The 15,730-nt window shown below is 63.3% G+C and carries 15 protein-coding genes; 9 read left to right on the forward strand and 6 right to left on the reverse strand.

Features of this window, described 5'->3' with window-relative positions; translation table 11 throughout:
- Positions 1 to 89: 89 nt before the first annotated feature.
- The 4 genes from GobsT_RS25095 to GobsT_RS25110 all read right to left on the reverse strand — a co-directional run bounded on the left by GobsT_RS25095 (position 90) and on the right by GobsT_RS25110 (position 6,808).
- Complete coding sequence (locus tag GobsT_RS25095; protein ID WP_010033234.1) at positions 90 to 4,262, reverse strand: DEAD/DEAH box helicase family protein; 4,173 nt, start codon at positions 4,260 to 4,262, stop codon at positions 90 to 92.
- Positions 4,259 to 5,416, reverse strand: a complete 1,158-nt coding sequence (locus tag GobsT_RS25100; protein WP_010033207.1) for a transposase — start codon at positions 5,414 to 5,416, stop codon at positions 4,259 to 4,261. Before GobsT_RS25100 ends, GobsT_RS25095 begins: the two co-directional genes overlap by 4 nt.
- A 63-nt stretch (positions 5,417 to 5,479) precedes the next feature.
- A complete protein-coding gene (locus GobsT_RS25105; RefSeq protein ID WP_010033231.1) occupies positions 5,480 to 6,118 on the reverse strand; it encodes a class I SAM-dependent methyltransferase in 639 nt (212 codons plus the stop codon).
- 87 nt (positions 6,119 to 6,205) lie between these two features.
- Entirely contained in the window at positions 6,206 to 6,808 is a 603-nt protein-coding gene (locus GobsT_RS25110) for a hypothetical protein (protein WP_148087866.1), read from the reverse strand.
- Positions 6,809 to 7,327: 519 nt separating this feature from the next.
- Between GobsT_RS25110 and GobsT_RS25115 the strand changes: the two genes are divergently transcribed.
- The 3 genes from GobsT_RS25115 to GobsT_RS25125 all read left to right on the forward strand — a co-directional run bounded on the left by GobsT_RS25115 (position 7,328) and on the right by GobsT_RS25125 (position 9,221).
- Positions 7,328 to 7,804: a sigma-70 family RNA polymerase sigma factor gene (locus GobsT_RS25115; protein ID WP_010033223.1), complete on the forward strand. Its 477-nt coding sequence runs from the start codon at positions 7,328 to 7,330 to the stop codon at positions 7,802 to 7,804.
- Between the two features lie 333 nt (positions 7,805 to 8,137).
- A complete protein-coding gene (locus GobsT_RS25120) occupies positions 8,138 to 8,977 on the forward strand; it encodes a ParB/RepB/Spo0J family partition protein (RefSeq protein ID WP_157506491.1) in 840 nt (279 codons plus the stop codon).
- 55 nt (positions 8,978 to 9,032) lie between these two features.
- Positions 9,033 to 9,221: a hypothetical protein gene (locus tag GobsT_RS25125; protein WP_010033217.1), complete on the forward strand. Its 189-nt coding sequence runs from the start codon at positions 9,033 to 9,035 to the stop codon at positions 9,219 to 9,221.
- 257 nt (positions 9,222 to 9,478) lie between these two features.
- Here GobsT_RS25125 and GobsT_RS25130 read toward each other — a convergent pair whose 3' ends face one another.
- On the reverse strand, positions 9,479 to 10,921 hold the full coding sequence (locus GobsT_RS25130) for an IS66-like element ISGob4 family transposase (RefSeq protein ID WP_029600604.1): 1,443 nt from the start codon (positions 10,919 to 10,921) through the stop codon (positions 9,479 to 9,481).
- Between the two features lie 172 nt (positions 10,922 to 11,093).
- Between GobsT_RS25130 and GobsT_RS25135 the strand changes: the two genes are divergently transcribed.
- Positions 11,094 to 12,881, forward strand: coding sequence for a type IV secretory system conjugative DNA transfer family protein (locus GobsT_RS25135; protein ID WP_010033213.1), 1,788 nt, complete (start codon positions 11,094 to 11,096; stop codon positions 12,879 to 12,881).
- A gap of 14 nt (positions 12,882 to 12,895) precedes the next feature.
- A complete protein-coding gene (locus GobsT_RS25140) occupies positions 12,896 to 13,159 on the forward strand; it encodes a hypothetical protein (RefSeq protein ID WP_148087867.1) in 264 nt (87 codons plus the stop codon).
- A gap of 139 nt (positions 13,160 to 13,298) precedes the next feature.
- Here the strand turns inward: GobsT_RS25140 and GobsT_RS25145 are convergent, their stop codons facing one another.
- Positions 13,299 to 14,456: a transposase gene (locus tag GobsT_RS25145; RefSeq protein ID WP_010033207.1), complete on the reverse strand. Its 1,158-nt coding sequence runs from the start codon at positions 14,454 to 14,456 to the stop codon at positions 13,299 to 13,301.
- Between the two features lie 99 nt (positions 14,457 to 14,555).
- Between GobsT_RS25145 and GobsT_RS38145 the strand changes: the two genes are divergently transcribed.
- From GobsT_RS38145 to GobsT_RS25150, 4 genes are read left to right on the forward strand one after another with little or no spacing between them, the layout of a single operon-like run.
- The gene (locus GobsT_RS38145; protein ID WP_010033205.1) at positions 14,556 to 14,732 is read left to right on the forward strand and encodes a hypothetical protein; all 177 of its coding nucleotides are present in this window, start codon (positions 14,556 to 14,558) and stop codon (positions 14,730 to 14,732) included.
- Between the two features lie 53 nt (positions 14,733 to 14,785).
- Positions 14,786 to 14,959, forward strand: a complete 174-nt coding sequence (locus GobsT_RS38150; protein ID WP_010033204.1) for a hypothetical protein — start codon at positions 14,786 to 14,788, stop codon at positions 14,957 to 14,959.
- 40 nt (positions 14,960 to 14,999) lie between these two features.
- Positions 15,000 to 15,176, forward strand: a complete 177-nt coding sequence (locus tag GobsT_RS38155) for a hypothetical protein (RefSeq protein ID WP_010033201.1) — start codon at positions 15,000 to 15,002, stop codon at positions 15,174 to 15,176.
- A 32-nt stretch (positions 15,177 to 15,208) separates the two neighbouring features.
- Positions 15,209 to 15,616 (forward strand): pentapeptide repeat-containing protein, encoded by a 408-nt coding sequence (locus tag GobsT_RS25150; protein WP_010033199.1) that lies wholly within the window; start codon positions 15,209 to 15,211, stop codon positions 15,614 to 15,616.
- Positions 15,617 to 15,730 lie beyond the last annotated feature (114 nt).

The raw sequence follows: 15,730 nt of genomic DNA on the forward strand, positions 1-15,730 counted from the left end.
GGGCTATGTGGTTGCGAAGCGGAAGGTGACCATCGACGACCTCTCGACGGCGCAGTTCTGCACGGACTGGCATCGTCAGTTGGCCGCGCTCAAGGAGTTGGTCGAGGTGTCGATGATCGTGTCCCTGATCCCGACGGATCAGACGGCAGAGAGTGTGGGAACGTTGTTGGATCAGTTATTGGGCACGATGTGGAAGCCGGGCTGGGACAAGACACGCAACAAGGCGCCCCGTGCCCACCCGCACGCCGCGAAACAGAAGGGGGCACACACCTCCGTCCAACGGCGTCGACAAGCCCACAAGCCCAACGAGGATCCCTGAACTCAGTTGTGCACAGCACTGGAGTGATGTTACGGCCGCCGATCACGAGGGAATCGCCACCGGAGAGCGTCTTCGCGTCGGCCTCAAGTGCCACGAGCCGCTTCTCCGTCCGCTCGATCGTCTGCGGCAGTTCGCGGAGGTTCTTCCGCGCCAGATACTGCTCGTCGGCGTGGTTCCGCTTCAGCACCCCGAGCCGCTGCAACTCCGCATCCGCTTCCGCGAGCGTGAGCACGGCTGGGTTCCCGGACGCGATGGCCTTCACCTCGGCGTAGCTCATCTCCTGGCCACCGACGTCCTCGGCCTTCCGGAGGCCGGATTCACCCGTCATGATCTGCCCGATGAACTTCGCCTTCGTCTCCAGCGCCTGCCACATGTAAGCGTCGAAGCTCCCTTCCGTGACGTAGCGGTAGATCGCGACTTCCTCGTTCTGGTTCCCCTGGCGGAGGATGCGGCCGTCACGCTGTTCCACTTCGGCGGGCTTCCACGGTGCATCGAGGTGGTGCATCGCCACGAGACGCTTCTGCACGTTGGTCCCGGTACCCATCTTCGAGGTCGAGCCGATCAGCACACGCACCGCGCCGTTCCTGACCTTCTCGAACAGCGCCTGCTTCTTGGCGTCGGAGTCTGCGTCGCCCATCACGGCGATCTGGTCGCGAGGGATGCCGTGGGCGGTGAGCTTCGCCACGATTTCGTCGTAAGGGCAGTAGCCCCAGGAGGTGGGGTTCACGCCCATGTCGCAGAAGATCATCTGTGTGCCCTTGGTCGGGGCGGTGTTCTGCCAGATGCCAGCGACGTTCTCCACCATCCGGTTGACCTTCGACCCCTCGAACTCCCTGGCACCGGCGGTGAGCATGCGCGCGTCGAGTGCCAGTTTCCGCCCGTCGGTCGTGATGGCGAGCGCGTTGTCCTCGCGCGGATCGACCCCGCCGTTCCTGATCCGCTCGTACCGCTCGACCAGCTTCTGCTGGAGCGCCTCCTGCTCGTCGGACATGGGGCAGGCGACGACATGGGGCTTCCCGCCTTCCAGCTTCGGCCGGGGCAGGTTCAGCATCTCGACGGTCTGCACGTCGGCGAACGCGCGGAACATCTGCTGCAGCTCAGGCAGGTTCACGAACTTCGAGAACCGGGCGCGTGGCTTGAGCGATTTGCCATCCGGGGAGATCTCCATCGCCTCAACGACCTCGCCGAAAGTGGCGGCCCAGGCGTCGAAGTGCTCGATGCCGCGATCGCGTAGGCCCTGCGGATCGAAGAACCGCTGAAGGGTGTAGAGTTCAACCAGCGAGTTGCTGATGGGTGTGCCGCTCGCACCGACGAGGCCATGGCCGGGGTGCCGCTCGTGGAGGAAGCGGGCCTTCATGAACAGGTCGAACGCGCGTTCCGAACCGCCAGTCTGGATGCCGGCGACACGGTCCATCTTGCTGGGCGTTTCGAGGTTCTTATGCGCCTGTACTTCATCAATAAACAGGTGATCGACACCCAGCTCATCGAAAACGAGGCCGCAGTCCTTCTTGTCGCTGGCGAGCAGGTCTTTCAGCTTCGCTTCGCGAGCGGCTTTCTGCTTCTCGATCACCTTCAGCATGTTCCGATTGGACTTCGAGAACTTCTCCGCCGCACGATCCGCCAGCAGCTCGTCGTACTCGGCGATCTGCTCCCGCAGGAACTTCTCCTGGTACTCACGCGACATTCCAATGCGCTCGAAGCTGGAATGCGTGACGATGATCGCGTCCCAATCCCCGGAGGCGATCTTCGCGGTGAGGAACTTGCGGCGCTCCTTGGTCAGGTCTTCCTTCGAGGCGATCAAGAGCTTGGCGTTGGGGTAAAGTTGGAGGAACTCGCGGCCGAACTGCTCGAGCATGTGATTGGGTATAACGCACATCGGCTTCTTGATGAGTCCGGCCTGCTTCATCTTCATTGCCGACGCAGCCATGACGTAGCTCTTGCCGGCCCCGACCGTGTGGGCCAGCAGCGTGTTTCCGCCGGACATGCTCCGCCAGATGGCGTCCTTCTGGTGCGGGCGAAGTGCTATGGCCTCGCTCATCCCCGGAAATTCGAGGTGCGAGCCATCGAACTGGCGCGGCCGGAGATTGTTGAACGCGTCGTTGTAAGTCCGCACCAGCCGCTCCGTGCGGTCGGGCTCGGCGAATACCCACGAGCGGAACTGCTCCTTGATCTGTTTCTGCTTCTCCTTCGCCCGGAGCGTCTCCTCCTGGTTCACCATCCGCTTTTCGGGGTCGCCCGGCACGGGATCGTAGATGACAGGGGACTTCATGTTGAGCGCAAGCTCAAAAAGCCACAATCCGCTGGCGCGTGCCGTGCCGTAATCGGAGGTGACGGCCACCGACCGCTGGGCTGAGTAATCCCCTTCCACGCTCCACACCGCGTCCTTGGCCATGTGGGAGATGCTGATCGAAGACGGTGCGACGTGGAACAGTTCGGCGGCGAACTTCTGCACGTCGGAAACCGGAACCCACGGCGCGCCGAGGTTGGCGTCGATGTCGCCTGGCAACACGTCCTCGGGCTGAACCGCCTTCAGGGCGTCGATGTTCCGAGCGGCTCCGGCTCTCTCAGCGGCCGCAAGCTTCGCGCGGACGTTTCCGGACAGATACGCGTCGGCCGTCTCCCACCGCTTTGATTCGGGGTCGAGGTAAATCAGACCACCGAGTTCGCTGACGACATTGGCCTCGGGTTGACCGTAGAGCTTCGCAATCAGGGGCAGATCGACCCCGCCCGTGCGGTCGAGCGAGACGAGCAGCCCTTCTTCTGCGGTCGCGGCGTGCGTGACCGGCGGCGTTTTGCCCACCACGTCCTTAAGCAGAATCGGGGCTTTCTTCGCCTCGCCCGTCTGCTCGTCGTACTCCTCCAGCGCCATAACCAGCATGGCGTCCGGGTCTTCGCGGAACTTCACCAGGTTCGGCATGCGGCGGATCGAGGTGCCGTCAGCGGTATCCGAGATGGTGGTCTTGTTGATCGCTCCGTAGGCCGACTTGAAGATGTCGTAAGCGGCATTCAGTTTCCGGCGGGCGTCCTCGCGCGCGTGAGCGGGCCAGCCCTCATTCTGCGACCGGAGTACATACCGGGCCTTATCGCGGAGTTCGATCAGCGCGCCCATCCGACGTCCGACCAGCGCGCCGTTGGCCCAGAGTTCACCGCCACCATAAACGACAGGCGAGGCGGCACCATCGACCATCTGGTGGATGCGTCCCTCGTGGACGAAGAAGCTGCCCTCGGTGACGTGGCGCTCGGGCGGGGGCGGGACGAAGGTAGGTGCTACTTGATGAGTTGAGCCGCTTACTTGATGAGTTTGGTCTGATACTTGAGGTTTCCGGGTCAGTTCCGGCAGCCGCTCCACCGCCTGCTTCAACTGCTCTGCGAGATCGCCATTCGAGAGGACGCTGTAACCCTCGCCATACAGGCTATCCTTGCCCGAGTACGTGCCCAGCACCATCTCAGGGTGCGTTTTGAAGTAGTGGTTGATCGGCAGCGACCGACCGTCGATCTCGGTGGGTTCGGCCTTCAGCCAGTCGGGGTCGGCGTGGTGTGCCGGTTCGCCGGGCCCGCGCTTCCGCAGGAACACGATGTCGGTAACGACGGCTGTACCTTCCCGTTTAAAGGCGTCCGACGGCAGCCGGATGGCCCCGAGGAAGTCGGCCTTGTCACCGAGGTACTCACGGATCGCGGCGTTGTTCTTGTCGAGGGTGTAGTGGCTGGTCACGAGTGCCAGCACCCCGCCGGGCTTCAGGGCGTCCGTGGCCTTCGCGAAGAAGTAATCGTGCAGGGCGAACTTCTGCCCGTGGTGGTCGAGCTTCAGGTCAGCGAACGGGACGTTGCCGATGACGGCGTCGAGTTCGGGCAGCTTCGTCCGCTGGAAGTCTTCGTTGCGGATGTCCTGGCCGGGGTGTAGCGCCTTCGCGATCTGGGCGGAGACGGAATCCAGTAGTTTCAAGTTGGCGGCTTGGTTTTGTTGGCCGATCGTGCAGTAGTAATGGACTTATTTTCGCCATCTGTAGGTGCCAGCCCATCGGCCAACAGTATCAGGCATACCGCCGCCAGTGTCCACCCGAGGCCGCGGGCTGAGCGGGACCACAACCAGGCGTTACGCAGGATCAGCCCGACGGCGACCCACAGGAGTCGCACGACCCCATCGGTGGTCGAGGTCCGGGGCCGAACCTGCCCCAACTGGCGGTAGCTGCTCTCGATCCCGAATCGGGTCCGGTACAGGTCCCGAATCGCCACCGGGCTCCCGCTCACCCGCCACGCCGCGTACAGTAACTTCTTGCTCCGCCGGCCCCCGGTCCGCCGGTACCGGTAGCTCTTGTGAGCGATCACCACGTGCACCCGCACCGAGGTGCCCCGATCCGCGTGGGTGTACGCATATCGACCCGCGCCCCGCCGCCGCACGGCCCGCAACCCGACCCCCTTCACCCCGGGCCGGGGCTTGCGGCCCCGGACCACGGCCGGGATCACGAACGGCACACCCCGCGCCTGGAGCAACCGCATCACCGCGATCGAGAAGAACGCCTTGTCCAGCAGCGCGACCCGGACCGTAACCCGTGCCGCCGTCACCTGATCCAACAGCCGGGTGAGCACCGCGGTCATCGGCTCCTTCTCGCCCACGGCCGTCAACCCGAGCGTGTACCGGTCCGGTCCCCCGACGAGGCACGCGGTGGCGTACGTGTGGAACGTGTGGGTGCCGCCGGCCCCCTTGGACCGGGTGGTGTCCCGGTTCGGCGTCCCGAAGTACCCGATCCGGTGGTAGTCGATCGCGACCCGAGCCGCCCGCTTCCGCTTGCCGAGCGGGGCGTGGAGGGCCGGCCGCAACCGCCGCTCGAGGGTGCGGCGCCGCTTGGGCAGCGTGAGGTACAAGCAATCCCAGATGGCCTGCCCGGACGGGGCGTCGGCGATCGCGGCACAGGCCGCGGCCACCGAGCGGGCGAACGCCGCGGCGAACAGCACCACCCGCCACACCACCTCGGGTGTACAGGTGCGGCGACGCTTGGGCAGTTGGACCGCACGGCCGAGCCAGTCGGTCAGGACCGGACGGAGGTGCCGGGTGGCGTGGGCCGGGGTGGCTCGGATAGACTGACGTTTGGGTCGCATGGGGGCTCCGACAGTGGAGGCGTGGTAACCACCATTGACCGGTAAACCCATGCGGCCCGCTACTCATAAATCGCCCAACTTGAAACTACTGGAATCCAGTTCGACCCCTATATACCGCTTACCGGGACGGAGGAATGTGCCGGGCCCGCATCCCGGCTCCAGCACCAGCGCGTCATCCGGCACCCCGAGCCGGGTCAGGGCCGAGTGCATCGCATCGACGACGGTGGGTGAGGTGTAGAAGGCGTTGAACGTGGTGCGCCGGGCGGATGCGTACTCCTCGTGCGTGAGCAGGGCTTTCAGTTCCTCGCCGAGCGCCTTCCACGAGTCGTCCTTGTACTGGCCATTAGCGGGGTTCGGGAAGATGGAGAGGGCCACCGGACCCATGCCGGGGTATTTGGCGAGCGTGTCGCGTTCCTCTGGGGTAGCGGGTGTGCCGCGCTTCTCGACCTGGTGGAGCGTCTTGATCGCGGCAATGATGTCGCGTGCCTTGCCCTTTTCCCCGTTGGAGAGCGGAGGTCCGCGGACTGCCTCGGGGACGGGATCGACGGGCGGGGTGACCGGTGCTGCTGGGGGACGCACACGTTCGGCAAACGTCGAGGCCGGTGGCTTCTCTCCGACGCGATCGGCAAACGTGGCTGGCGGTTCTTCGTCCAGGTAATCGAATAGGCTCGGGCCGGGCTTCTTGGTGGGCTTCGGGGGCATCTCGGGACGGGACGGGCGGTTGATGTAGCCACAGTTGTAAAGCGGATCGGCGGCAGGCGCAAGAGAAAGGCCGCGCTCGCGGACGTCCTAGACGCGCCCGCCGTAGCCGTGGTTGATGCCTTTTTCCGAGCGGATCATCCCGGCCACCTCGTTGAACAGCTTCTCCGCGTCGATCCGAACGCTCATGGCGTTCTCCGGCGTCAGCCGGTGCGTCCACGCTTTGTTCTGAGCTTGGTAGCGGTAGCCGGCGTCCTTCAGCTTGTCGATCACCTCCTGGCTGGGCTTTTCCTCGAACTTCAGGGCCATTTCCCGGTACTCGCGCGACTCGAACAGGCGGACCCCGGCGACGTAGTCACCTGCGATCCCGAACGGGTCGGGGGAGGGTTTAAACGCTCGCTTGCCAACCAACTCGGCGTGGGAACGGCCGTGTTCATGGTCATGCTCACGCGGCTTGTGGTGCCGCTCGGCATGCCCGTGCGGCTGGTGGCCGGTCTCGTGCGCAGCCTGGCGTTCTTCCGTCATTGGACGGGGTTGTTCGATGGCGGGCAGTTCGGCGACAGGAGCGTGAACGATGCCCTCGGGCTGGATCTGCACGCGAGGCGGCTCAACGGGTGCCGCTTCGGTGGTGGACGTTTGCTCTGCTGGTGCTTCAGTTGCGGTGGGTTCTTGTGCTCTTTTGCGACGTGCCATGGGCGAATCCTCTCTCTCGGTTAAACGCCTGCCCACGACCGAGAGGGCGAGAGCAGGCCTGAGAGGAATGGCACGCCCAACGGCATCTGTCAAGAGATTGCCTGGTAATATAAGATAATGATACCTTGTTTGATAAGTCATATTTGATTCGAAGCAATCACTTCATGATCCCTGCTGCACTCTATTGCCGGCAATCGCACTACACACTGCCGCGGCGTCTTCGATACGGATGAGGTGCGAGCGGGGTAATCGCGGATGCGAAGCGGCACGCTTGCTCCGTGGCATAACGAATCTCTCCGAGGCGCGCAAAGCCCGCCTCCCGGTTACATACGAGCGGAATCAGTCTGAGACTGCGTCCAGGATGAGTCTTTCCTCGTGTCGGAATAGCGTCGAGACACTTGCAGAATTAACTGGATTTGCAGTGGCCAACTGGGATTTCATTCCGTAGGGGCTGCGGGGGCAAAGTTTGAGGCAATGCCCGTGCCATTAGGCGCCTACATACCCTTACGGAGTTTTCCGATGGAAGAGTCTAACTCGCTCCCTGAACTCCTGCGTTCAATGGGACGAATTGCCCTTCCGTTCCACGACAAGGAAGACGCTGCTCAGGATGCTGAGGTCGCGTTCCTGATGTACGAGGGAGAACCGTTGGACAACACGCTCGCATGGAAGGTCACCGCCGCTCGCCGGAGGGCTTTCAAAATCGCTCGAAAGAAGCGTGCGTGCGATACGTGCGATCTCAGCGGGGCCGAGATGGCCGAAACCAACTCGGCCAGAGAGGTGGAGCAGCGAGACTGTGCCCGGGCCGTAAGGGAAGCCGTTGCAGCCCTCCCGGAAGATCTCCGTGTGGTAGTGGTCATCTGCTACCTCGAAGAGAAGACTGGAATTGAAGCCGCCTGTGCGTGTAGGGTGCAGCCAAGCACCGTCTGTCGACGCCTCCAGCAAGCCCTCGAAATGCTCCGCAGCACTATGATCGCGCGAGGGTTGGGGCCGAGCTAACGAACTGCAACGCAATTCCTCTGCCGCCCGCGGCACGCTATCAGTGAAGCCTCGCAGCTACGCGCCACACCTCGCCCAGATCGTTCCCAGCCCCCTGATCACTCGCCCAGCGAACCTACCGCACACTGTGCGTCCGCGAGGGTACGTCCATGGACCAAGACCCAGACATACTGCTCGCAATCGCCCAGTGGCTAAGCGAAGGCGGGCGAAGCTTGCCCGACGATTAGTTCAGCAATCCCGGCCGAAGGCACGTTGCCCCGGCCTCATTCCCACCCATTACGGGGCGGAGGTGTTCGATGAACCGGACGGGCGATGCCCCACAAAGGGGGCTTCATGACCAAGCTGAGCTACGAGGTGGTCACCAAGGCGGTGACATGGCTCATCCTTCTGGAGCAGATCCGCCAGCAGGCAACGGACGAGGCGGATGTCCACCTCACCGAAAGCATTCGACGCCACGGCGTACTGCAACCGATCGGTGCGAGGCCGAAAGGAGATAAGGAAGGTAAGGAGGATAAAGGGGAGGTGGTTTGGGGTCACCGCCGACTCCGATGCGCCATCGCGGCGGGCCTTTCGGAAGTGCCCTGCGTGATTCTCGACAGGGACATGAGCGAGTCGGACTTCCTCGCCCTTCAAGTCGTCGAAAACACCGCCCGTGAGTCTCTCTCTCCTTTCGATTTGTGGCAGGGCTGCGTGCGTTTGATGGATGCCAATGCTGGCTGGTCGCAGAAGGATTTAGCAAAGGCTATCTCACTGGACGCATCGAGCATCACCAGGATCATGTCGGCTTCAAAGTGCGTCTCAGCCGTGATCGAGTCGTTCAAGACGGGCGCACTGAGCCAGTCCGACGTTTACGCCATCTCGAAGGTTGAGGAGTCGGCACAGGCCAGTTTGCTGGCGCTCAAACTGAGCGGCGCGGCCAACCGCAATGTACTGGAGCAAGCAGGACGGAAAACCAGGGCTCCGAAGACCGAGGAGACAGTCAAGACGAGCAGCCTGCGGATCGCCCTTGGAGAGGTCGTCATCACGGTCAAGGGCGCGGACCTGACGCTCGGACTCGTAGCTGAGATGCTCGATAAGGCCAGCAAGGAGGCCGAGAAGGCCAAGACGCAAGGCTTGAACGCGAAAACCGCCGAGCGCGTCTGGAAGGATCGGTCAGCCAAGAAGACCGCGTAATGAGAAAGGTCGCTCGGCGCAGCCCGGGCGACCTTCCACTTGCTGAGGTGAAAACATGATCGAGTGTGTTCTCCAGTGGCTGGTAGTCCTGTCTCCATTTGTGCTCGTTCCGATTGGGTTGGGTTACGTTCGTGATGAAAAGGAGGAGATCAAAATGATGGAGGACGAGATACTTGGGGCGCATGAGGAGATGGAGTGCGCAATGCGTGACTTAGAGGCGATTAAGGAGGTTGCGAATGATTAAGCCGCCGGATGGTTTGCTGCAGTGGGCAATTGTTATTGATGCAATTCTCTTCGCGCGGATACTTGGGTTCATTGGGTGCGCGACTAGACTGGAATGGCCTGTTATGTTGGCGACAGCGCAGGCAAAGCAAATCAGGGCTGAGGTCGATCTGGAGAAGATTCGACTCGAGAGATTGCAACTGGAGAAGCGCCTGGTAACCGACGTATTGATTCAGCAAGAAAAGGAAGGTAAGCGTTCACGGGTGATGCGGCAGTGTATCAACAGTTGGCGAGTAGCGGATTCACAACGTTCTGTTGTTGAGCTTCAGCTGGAACGAGCGTCGGTGCCTTCGCGCCGGTCCGGTGTGCGGTGACGGCGTCGATGAGGAACGCCAAGACGTTGCGCTTCTGGCGGCGGCACGAGGCGATCACCGTGAGGATTCGTTCCACGAACCGGCTCCCGCGTTCGCTGTCGGTCCCGAAGCTGGTTTTGCGCCAGCACACGGCGTGACGCACCTCACGCTCGGCCGCGTTGTTGGTCGGTTCCACGCCGACGACACGCGCGAACGTCCACAACGACGCCTCGACCGACAACAGTTCCGCGCAGGTCGTGGCGGTCTTGGCGCAGCCGCACGCCGCCCCGTTCCGCAGGTGCGTGCCGACCTGACGACGCAACGCGGGGATGTAGGTCGAGCGACATGTGGACCGCGCGAGGGTTCCGTCCCGGACCCGATACCAGTTCTCGAACAGGGCGTCCGAACACGCCAACAGAGCCGCGCCGATCGCCTGTCCGGAACCGCCCCGGTCGATCATCGCCTGGAAATCGCGTCGCAGGTGCGCCCAGCAGAGTTGACGCTTGTACTTGTCGAGGTGCGTGTACACCGGATACCGGTCCGTCGTATGCACGGCCGTGGACCCGGCACGCAGGTCATCAAAGGCGGCCCGGCCCCGGGTCCGGCGGATCAGGAACGCCACCACGAACGTGGTCACGGCGGCCCACAGCCAGGCCCGCTGACGCCCCTGCTTCCAACCGGTCTCGTCCACGTTGGCCGGGTGCCCGCGGGTGTACACCAGGGCCTGTTCGGCCACCGGCTTCAGCGCCTCGGCGGTTCGGTGCTGGAGCTTGCACACCATGGCCGGGCTCAGGGGCAGGCCGAACAGATCGTCGAACAGTTGGCTCGTGCCCCGCTTGCCCAGACGGCACGAGCCGGTGAGAAGCGCGGCCACCGCCTGCGCCCGGGGGCCGTATCCGGTGCGCGCCTCCGACGGCACCGCGGGCACCGTGGTCGTGCCGCAGTGGGGGCACCGGAGCCGGTGGCACCGATACTCGGTCACGTGGGGTTTGATAACGGGCAACTCGTGGACCTGATGAATGGCCGGAGCCGGATCGTCCCCGGCCAGCGACCGCGAGCAGTCCCGGCACACGGACGGCTTGAGGGTCCGGATCTCATCGGGTGGCAGGAGCGTGCGCTCGGCTTTGGGATGCCCCGGTTGCCCGCCCCGACGCTTCCCCGAAGGGGCCTTGGGCGGGGCCAGTTTCACCTGCGGAGGATCGGACGAGGGCGGCTTCGACGAGTTGGTGGAGCTCTGGTTGAGTCGGGCCTTGAGTTCGGCGACCTCGGCCACCAGAGCAGTGATCGTGGCCTCCAAGGCGCGAATATACGCCACCACCGCCGGTGGTAAGTTATCGGGCAGTTCCGGCGGTTGAGGAACAGGCGTCATGACGTCTGCTCGATTACGGAACATGCCCGCTTGTGGCAACCGCGTATCCAAACGGGCTAAAATGACGGGCAAAAGCGGGTGGCGCACCCCCATGAACGCTTACAAAGGAAGAATCCGGTTCGCTTCCGCCTTCTCCTATGAGGCTTGCTGGAAATGCACCAGAGGCACACCAATGAGGTACTGCAGGATCGTCCTGATTCTCGCCATCACCCTGGCTGCGATTGAGTTGCTGCTCCTCATCATTGCGGCCCCAAAGTTCATGACATTCCTCGCAGTGGCGCTGTTCCTGATCTACCGCAGCAGGCGGAAGGGACGGCTGGATGCCTTCGGGACTGCGGAGTGGGCTAGTTACGGGGCACTGAAAAGGAAGGGCATGCTCGAAGCGGGAGAGGGACTGTGCATCGGACTGGTAACCGGGCAACGTCCGACCCTTTGGGCATCCGTGGTTAACTTGTTCCGCCGCAGCGTCCCGGCCGCAATCGCCTGCGAGCAGCTAGTCATGGCGGTGCGGCAGTTCAACCGGCCTACACCCGAACCGGTGAAAGTGAGGTTAAACAAGGTCGTTCACTTAGCAGCGTTCGCACCCACCGGGGTTGGCAAGGGCACGTCTCTGATTTTGCCCTTCCTGCTTGGTTTAATTCGTGACTCGGTGGTGATCTACGACCCAAAAGGGGAGGCGTGCAATCTTACCGCTCAGAGCTTTCGCGACCGAGGTTATCAGGTGGTGGTGCTCGACCCATACCAGGTCGCCACCAAGACACCGGACGGGTTCAATCCGCTGGCGATGATCGACAAGGACTCGCCGCTGGTCATCGATCACGCCAGAGCCATGGCAGCCGAGATGGTTGTGAGAACTGGTAACGAGCCCGATCCGCACTGGAACGACTCCGCCGAAGCCTTCATCGCGGCCATGATCGCGCTCACCTGCCTGTACGGCGACGGGGCTAACCGAAGCCTCCAGGCCGTGCGGAGCCTGCTCACCGACCCGGAACGGATGCAGGCCGCAATCAAGGTGATGGTCGGAGACACAGCAATGTCGGGGATGATTGCTCGCATGGGGCATCAGCTCGCCACGCTCAAGGACAAAGAGCTTGCAAGCGTCCTGAGCACGACGAATCGGCACATGCGGTGGCTCGACACGCCAGCAATTGCGAACTCGACGCGGGAATCGACCTTCGATCCGCTGGACCTGACCAAGAAGCCGCTGGCAGTCTTCGTTGTCCTTCCGGTCGATCAGATGAAGGCCCAGGCGGGATACCTCAGGCTCGTGATGGGCTCTTTGTTGCGAGCCTGTGTCGCCGGTGGCCTGCAAGAGCAGCACAAGGTTCATTTCGTCCTGGATGAGGCTGCCTCACTGGGGGAGATGGATGCGCTAGAACAGGCGCTCAACATCGGACGCGGCTACGGGATACGAATTCAACTTTATTACCAGTCGACCGGGCAACTGAAGAAGTGCTGGGGCGTTGATGGTGGCGATCAGGTGGTGCTCTCCAACACCACGCAAATCTTCTTCGGGGTTCGGGACAAGGACACGGCAGAGTATGTGTCGGCCATGCTCGGTGAAGAGACCATCTGGGTGGAATCGAGCGGGAGCAATTCCGGCGATTCCACCTCGGTCAACCGCAACGATCCGGGTGGAAGCTTCAGCGTCTCACGGGGGCGAAACACGGGGCTCCAACAGCAGGCCCGGAAGCTGTTAAAGCCAGAGGAGGTGGTCGCCCTGGATGAACGTACCGCCATCACCCTGACGCCCGGAGTGAAACCCATCGCGACGACTTTAGTCCGCTACTACGAGGAACCGCTAGGAAACGGGGCGGGCCGTTGGCGGCGGCTGCGAATCAGGGTGGAAGTGTGGCTCGCCTCCATCCTGCTGCTGGTTGTGTTTTCCGTGCTGGGGGCACAGATGACACGGGCCATGTTTCACCCCCAACATCCGCCGCTCCGACGGGCGGCCAAGTAATGGAGGATCAGTCGATGTCAGCTAAAGAACTGTTTCGGGAAATCGTCAGCGACATCCGCGTTGACGTTGGGGCGGAAGTCGGGCGTCTAGCGGTTCAAGGGCAAGCAGAGATGGCCAGCGCGCTGTTCACCGGATCTGCCTTCGTCCCTTACGGTGAAGGCCAGCTCGCCGTTGAAGCGCCTCAGCAGGCTCAGACCGAACCGCAGCACGGCCTACCGGTCGAGGCCATGAAGGCCCCCGAGGTTCAGCAGGAGATGGAACGGGGCGGTCGGGAGTAGTCAGGCGGCCGGGGTGTGCGCTCCGCTGGACTTTCCGGCGGCACCCCGGCACCCGAGGCTCTACATGCCCGTGGGCAGGGAGCTGACAGAAGATCGATAGCGCGTTTCGTGTTCCAACACAAGGGAGATTCCAGTAGTTTCAAGTTGGCGGCTTGGTTTTGTTGGCCGATCGTGCAGTAGTAATGGACTTATTTTCGCCATCTGTAGGTGCCAGCCCATCGGCCAACAGTATCAGGCATACCGCCGCCAGTGTCCACCCGAGGCCGCGGGCTGAGCGGGACCACAACCAGGCGTTACGCAGGATCAGCCCGACGGCCACCCACAGGAGTCGCACGACCCCATCGGTGGTCGAGGTCCGGGGCCGAACCTGCCCCAACTGGCGGTAGCTGCTCTCGATCCCGAATCGGGTCCGGTACAGGTCCCGAATCGCCACCGGGCTCCCGCTCACCCGCCACGCCGCGTACAGTAACTTCTTGCTCCGCCGGCCCCCGGTCCGCCGGTACCGGTAGCTCTTGTGAGCGATCACCACGTGCACCCGCACCGAGGTGCCCCGATCCGCGTGGGTGTACGCATATCGACCCGCGCCCCGCCGCCGCACGGCCCGCAACCCGACCCCCTTCACCCCGGGCCGGGGCTTGCGGCCCCGGACCACGGCCGGGATCACGAACGGCACACCCCGCGCCTGGAGCAACCGCATCACCGCGATCGAGAAGAACGCCTTGTCCAGCAGCGCGACCCGGACCGTAACCCGTGCCGCCGTCACCTGATCCAACAGCCGGGTGAGCACCGCGGTCATCGGCTCCTTCTCGCCCACGGCCGTCAACCCGAGCGTGTACCGGTCCGGTCCCCCGACGAGGCACGCGGTGGCGTACGTGTGGAACGTGTGGGTGCCGCCGGCCCCCTTGGACCGGGTGGTGTCCCGGTTCGGCGTCCCGAAGTACCCGATCCGGTGGTAGTCGATCGCGACCCGAGCCGCCCGCTTCCGCTTGCCGAGCGGGGCGTGGAGGGCCGGCCGCAACCGCCGCTCGAGGGTGCGGCGCCGCTTGGGCAGCGTGAGGTACAAGCAATCCCAGATGGCCTGCCCGGACGGGGCGTCGGCGATCGCGGCACAGGCCGCGGCCACCGAGCGGGCGAACGCCGCGGCGAACAGCACCACCCGCCACACCACCTCGGGTGTACAGGTGCGGCGACGCTTGGGCAGTTGGACCGCACGGCCGAGCCAGTCGGTCAGGACCGGACGGAGGTGCCGGGTGGCGTGGGCCGGGGTGGCTCGGATAGACTGACGTTTGGGTCGCATGGGGGCTCCGACAGTGGAGGCGTGGTAACCACCATTGACCGGTAAACCCATGCGGCCCGCTACTCATAAATCGCCCAACTTGAAACTACTGGATTCGCAATGGAAGGGATCTTACTGTTCGTCGTCGCGTGTCTGGTTATCGGGGTCCTGGGACGCATGGCCATGGGCCAGTCGGCCGGCGAGGCCACCAAGACCACTCTCGGCAATTTCGGTGGCGGCATGAAGACGGCGGGCAAGATCGCGGGCTTCGGTTGGAAGGTCTACCGGCGGCGCTAACCAACGTCGGGGGACGCCCACCCCCGCTTCTTTCAACCCATTCGGAGCGATCCATGGAGTTCATCAGCGTCGCGTTCGGTCGGCTTTTCATCCTCGCCTGCCTCGCAATGGCCTTCGCCATGATGGTGATGAAGAAGTACGCCGAGCAACACCCCACGGACGCAAAGCGGCTACAGGTCAAAGCGGGCAGAACGCTCGGAGGGTGGCTCAAGAAGCATCTGAAGTAAACAGAAACGCTGCAGTTTCACTCAAGCAAGGGACGCACCCATGAACGAAGTCTTGTTTGTGATTTTCCTGATCGGCTGGTTCGGGTTCTGGATCTGGCTCCGCTTCGCTAATCCCGAGGCGTTCCGGAAGGCGCACGACACGATGCAGGGCGCCATCGACAAAGCAGCCGGGGCGGCATCCGACGCGGTCCACCGTGCGGTCAGCCGCAAGAAGTAAACAGTGTCAGCCACCCTGCATCTGAGGCCATCATGGAACCACAGAACCCTCGACTCGACTGGCGCGGCACCGACCTTCGCGGTGTGAATCTTCAGGGCGTCAACCTGGAGAGCGCGGACCTCCGAGGCGCCGACCTCCGCGGAGTCAACATGAGCCGCGTGAACCTCCGCTATGCGGACCTGCGTGGTGCGAGCATCCAGCAGGCGAACTTCCAGAACGCCAACCTCTACGGCGCGAAGATGCAAGGGGTTGAAGCCCAGATGACTGACTTCCGGGGTACTGACCTGCGGCAGGCGAACCTCGCGGGCGCGTATCTAGACGGGGCGATGATGTCGGGGCCGGACATCGCCAAGCTGCTGTTTCAGGAGGCGGTGCGTGGGAACGAGGTGAAGGAGCCATCAGCACCCGAGTACACGAAGGCTCGCGAGATCGAGCGGTGAGAAACTGGTTGCGCGAGCAATCCGACTGTGTCATGGTCGGGGAGTGCAAGCGGCCTTCATTTCCCATCCATACCGTTTTTCCGCAGCAGACGTTGTCGCTTGCAACCCGTCGCG

Origin of the sequence: Gemmata obscuriglobus (genome assembly GCF_008065095.1) — a bacterium.
GTDB lineage: Bacteria > Planctomycetota > Planctomycetia > Gemmatales > Gemmataceae > Gemmata > Gemmata obscuriglobus.